This is a genomic window from Streptomyces sp. NPDC059003, from assembly GCF_042740445.1.
GTDB lineage: Bacteria > Actinomycetota > Actinomycetes > Streptomycetales > Streptomycetaceae > Streptomyces.
In genome coordinates this window covers 1-3448 of sequence record NZ_JBHYJH010000379.1, presented here as the reverse complement: position 1 = coordinate 3448, position 3448 = coordinate 1, and the positions used below count along the sequence as shown (strand labels likewise).

General features: G+C 71.0%; 3 protein-coding genes. 2 read left to right on the top strand and 1 reads right to left on the bottom strand.

Annotation, left to right across the window (positions count from 1 at the left end; genetic code table 11):
* Positions 1-52 precede the first annotated feature (52 nt).
* A complete protein-coding gene (locus ACFWZ5_RS45700; RefSeq protein WP_384806512.1) occupies positions 53-490 on the bottom strand; it encodes a gamma-glutamylcyclotransferase in 438 nt (145 codons plus the stop codon).
* Between the two features lie 160 nt (positions 491-650).
* On the opposite strand from ACFWZ5_RS45700, the gene ACFWZ5_RS45695 reads away from it, so the two are divergent.
* Together ACFWZ5_RS45695 and ACFWZ5_RS45690 are read left to right on the top strand one after the other, a co-directional pair.
* A complete protein-coding gene (locus ACFWZ5_RS45695) occupies positions 651-2099 on the top strand; it encodes an NAD(P)H-quinone dehydrogenase (protein WP_384806510.1) in 1449 nt (482 codons plus the stop codon).
* Between the two features lie 301 nt (positions 2100-2400).
* Positions 2401-3384 (top strand): DeoR/GlpR family DNA-binding transcription regulator, encoded by a 984-nt coding sequence (locus ACFWZ5_RS45690; RefSeq protein ID WP_384806508.1) that lies wholly within the window; start codon positions 2401-2403, stop codon positions 3382-3384.
* Positions 3385-3448 lie beyond the last annotated feature (64 nt).

The window sequence follows — 3448 nt, the reverse complement described above, 5'->3', positions numbered from 1 at the left end:
GGCGCAGCCCCCTAGTTCGGGAAGGGGCGGGTCTGGGGCGCCCCCGCGAGGGTCAGCATGGACGTTTGCGTAGTTCCATGACGTAGTCGTGCGGCGCGCCCGCTGATTCGGCTGCGTCGGCGAGCTCGCCGAGGTAGCGGGCCGACGGCAACCCGCCCTCGTAGCCGTTCAGGACGTACACCCACGCCGGCTCCTCGCCCTCCAGCGTGTGGACCCGGACCCGCATGCGGCGGTAGATGTCGAGGCCGACGCCCTCCCAGCGATCCATGGAGTCCTCGTCCATCGGCGCGATGTCGTACAGCGCGACGAAGACCTGCGACCGCGGCGCCTCGACGATCGTGGCGAGCGCGCCCTCCCAGCCCATGTGCTCGCCCCCGAACGTCAGCCGCCAGCCGTTCAGCCAGCCGGTCGCGCGCAGCGGCGAGTGCGGGGCGCGGCGCGTCATGAGCCGCGCGTCGAGATTGCCGGCGTACGCGGCGTAGAGCGACATGCCGTCGAGCGTACGACTTTCTGGCGCGAGCGCCCTACACAGTTGGCGTTATGGGGGCTGCGCCCCCTTTCCCCCGCTTCATCGGCGCTGCGCGCCTCGTCCCCAAGCGCCGGACGGGCTTTTTTACCCCGCTCGCTCGTCGCTGCGGGCGTGCGGGAGAATGGAGTACGTGACTCGGATCGTGATCATTGGTGGCGGACCCGGCGGATATGAGGCGGCCCTGGTGGCTGCCCAGCTCGGCGCGGAGGTGACCGTCGTCGACTGCGACGGTCTGGGCGGGGCGTCGGTGCTCACCGACTGCGTGCCGTCGAAGACCCTGATCGCGACGGCCGAGGTCATGACGACCTTCGATTCGTCGTACGAAGAGCTCGGCATCATCGTCGAGGACGACACGCCCCACATCGACCAGGCCGCCCGGGTCGTGGGCGTGGACCTCGGCAAGGTCAACCGGCGCGTGAAGCGGCTCGCGCTCGCGCAGTCGCACGACATCACCGCGTCCGTCACGCGGGCCGGCGCGCGCGTGCTGCGCGGCCGGGGGCGGCTCGAGGGCCAGCAGGCCATGGACGGGTCGCGGAAGGTCGTGGTGCGGGCCGCCGACGGGAGCGAGGAGACGCTCACCGCCGACGCCGTTCTGATCGCGACCGGTGGTCACCCGCGCGAGCTGCCGGACGCCCAGCCGGACGGCGAGCGGATCCTGAACTGGACGCAGGTGTACGACCTCGACGAGCTGCCCGAGGAGCTCATCGTGGTCGGGTCCGGCGTGACGGGCGCCGAGTTCGCCGGCGCCTATCAGGCGCTGGGGTCGCGGGTCACGCTCGTGTCGTCGCGCGATCGCGTGCTGCCCGGTGAGGACCCGGACGCCGCCGCCGTGCTCGAGGACGTCTTCCGGCGGCGAGGGATGAACGTGATGGGCCGCACCCGAGCCGCCTCCGCCAAGCGGGTCGGCGACCGCGTCGAGGTCACGCTCGCCGACGGGCGCGTCATCTCGGGCAGCCACTGCCTGATGGCGGTCGGCGCCATCCCGAACAGCAGCGGGATGGGTCTGGAGGAGGCCGGGGTCAAGCTCAAGGACTCCGGGCACATCTGGACCGACCGGGTCTCGCGCACGTCCGCGCCCGGCGTGTACGCCGCCGGTGACGTCACCGGCATCTTCGCCCTCGCCTCCGTGGCCGCCATGCAGGGCCGCATCGCGATGTACCACTTCCTGGGCGACGCGGTGACCCCGCTGAACCTGAAGACCGTCTCGTCGAACGTCTTCACCGACCCCGAGATCGCCACCGTCGGCTACAGCCAGGCCGACGTCGACGCGGGCAAGATCGACGCCCGGGTGGTCAAGCTGCCGCTGCTGCGCAACCCGCGCGCGAAGATGCAGGGCATCCGCGACGGCTTCGTCAAGATCTTCTGCCGCCCCGGTACGGGCATCGTGGTCGGCGGCGTCGTCGTCGCGCCGCGCGCGTCGGAACTCATCCACCCCATCTCGATCGCGGTCGACAACAATCTGACGGTCGAGCAGATCGCCAACGCCTTCACCGTGTACCCCTCGCTTTCGGGGTCGATCGCCGAAGTCGCCCGCCAGCTGCACACCCGCAAGGTCGGCGGCGAGGTCTGATCCGGGCCTGGTCCGGGTCTGCTCCGGGTCTGCTCCGGACCCGGTCCGGGTCCGGTCCGGGTTTGCTCCGACCGGATCCGACTTGATTCCGCGGGGTCCGTACGCGCCTTCCGGCCGCCCGAAGCGATGGCTTCGGCGGCCGGATTCAACTCTCCGCAGGTCACAGCCTGTTGCCGCCCATGTGCCTGGCATAGTCGGTTGGAGTACCCCTATACCACTTCCACCCCTGTCGTGCGTACAACTTCTGTAATTCGGCGCAAACTGCTGAAAGCAGACGGTCGTTGGGGTTACTGTCAGTTTCGTGTTCGCTGCAGAACGTCGCCAATTGATCCTCGAAATGGTGCGGGCCAACGGAGCGGTGTCGCTCCGTGAGCTCGCCCGCGTCGTCCAGACCTCCGAAGTGACCGTACGGCGGGACGTGCGCGCGCTGGAGGCAGAAGGACTCCTCGACCGCCGGCATGGCGGTGCGGTATTGCCGGGCGGATTCACGCGGGAGTCCGGCTTTCCGCAGAAATCACATCTCGCGTCCGCCGAGAAGACGGCCATCGCCGACCTCGCGGCGGGTCTCGTCGAAGAAGGCGAAGCCATCGTCGTCGGGGCGGGTACGACCACGCAGGAGCTGGCCCGACGGCTCGCGCGCGTACCCGGTCTGACCGTGGTCACCAACTCCCTTCTGGTGGCCCAGGCGCTGGCCCATGCCAACAGGGTGGAGGTCGTCATGACGGGCGGCACCCTGCGCGGTTCGAACTACGCGCTCGTGGGCAGCGGGGCCGAGCAGTCCTTGCAGGGGCTGCGGGTCTCGCGCGCGTTCCTCTCGGGGAGCGGGCTCACGGCCGAGCGCGGCCTGTCGACCTCCAACATGCTGTCGGCCAGCGTGGACCGCGCCCTCGTCCAGGCCGCGGCGGAGGTCGTGGTCCTCGCGGACCACACCAAGCTCGGCACGGACACCATGTTCCAGACGGTGCCGACCGACGTGATCACACGTCTGGTGACGGACGAGCCGCCGGCCCACGACGACCGTGCGGCCACGGAGCTGCAGGCCCTGGCGGACCAGGGTGTGCAGATCGCCGTGGCCGGCGGTGCCGTGGGCCCCGGCCAGGCCCCCGGGGTTGACTCCGTCCCCGCGGGCCGCCAGCCGCGGCGGGACGTGCCGTTGCCCGGGCAGCGGCGGGGGCACGGGGGGCATGGTGCGGGGGCGGGGCCGCAGCTGCGGAGTGCGGCGGTCCTTGGTGAGCAGGGGGCGGGGGAGAGGTCGGCACGGGTGGCTGATCTGCGCCGGCGGTAGCGGTGGCCTCGCGGGGGCGCCCCAGACCCGCCCCTTCCCGAAACTAGGGGCTCCGCCCCTAGGA

What these genes read in the sequence shown, in the direction of transcription:
- ACFWZ5_RS45700 (WP_384806512.1), bottom strand. Translation starts at nt 490, where the DNA reads ATGTCGCTCTACGCCGCGTACGCCGGCAATCTCGACGCGCGGCTCATG.
- ACFWZ5_RS45695 (WP_384806510.1), top strand. Translation starts at nt 651, where the DNA reads ATGGAGTACGTGACTCGGATCGTGATCATTGGTGGCGGACCCGGCGGA.